General features: G+C 71.2%; 1 protein-coding gene. It reads left to right on the top strand.

Features of this window, described 5'->3' with window-relative positions; all coding sequences use genetic code 11:
• Nucleotides 1-762: ornithine cyclodeaminase family protein (locus tag PARHAE_RS00150; protein WP_126152586.1), on the top strand; the 762-nt coding region annotated here is incomplete at its 5' end.
• Nucleotides 763-781: the final 19 nt, after the last annotated feature.

Here is a 781-nt window from a genome sequence, read left to right on the forward strand (position 1 = left end):
TACGGCGCCAAGCCCTTCACGGTGTTCGACGGGAACGCCGCCAGGGGGCTGCCGACGGTGCAGGGCGGGATGCTGGTCTTCGACAAGGACGACGGGCATCTGCGGGCGCTTGTGGAAAACCGGCTGGTCACGGATTTCAAGACGGCCGCGGATTCCGTGCTGGGGGCCAGCCTGCTGGCCCGGCCCGGCAGCCGCCGCCTGCTGATCCTGGGCGCAGGCGCGGTCGCGGCCAGCCTGGTCCGGGCCTATGCGGCGGTCCTGCCGGGGCTCGAGGAGGTGGCGGTCTGGGCGCGCCGGCCCGACCAGGCGCAGGCGCTGCTGGACCGGCTGGGAACCGTCCCCGCCCGCCTGTCGGTGGCGGCCGACTTGCAGGACGCGGTGGCCCGGGCCGACATCATCGCCACCACCACCATGGCCCGCGACCCGGTGATCCGGGGCGACTGGGTCCGGCCCGGCACCCATGTCGACCTGATCGGCGCCTACAAGGCCGACATGCGAGAGGCCGACGATGCCCTGATGGCCCGCGCGGCGCTGTTCGTGGACAGCCGAGAGACGACGGCCCATATCGGCGAGCTGCTGATGCCGCTGGCCTCGGGCGCGATCACGGCGGACAGCATCCGCGGCGATCTGTACGACATGCTGCGCCCCGATGCGCGGCTGCGGCAGTCGGACGACGACATCACCGTCTTCAAGAACGGCGGCGGCGCGCATCTGGATCTGATGATCGCCTCCTGGATCATCGACAGGCTCAGCCAAGCGTAAAGGTCTGTTCCACCACCGC

Origin of the sequence: Paracoccus haematequi (assembly GCF_900631945.1) — a bacterium.
Lineage (GTDB): Bacteria > Pseudomonadota > Alphaproteobacteria > Rhodobacterales > Rhodobacteraceae > Paracoccus > Paracoccus haematequi_A.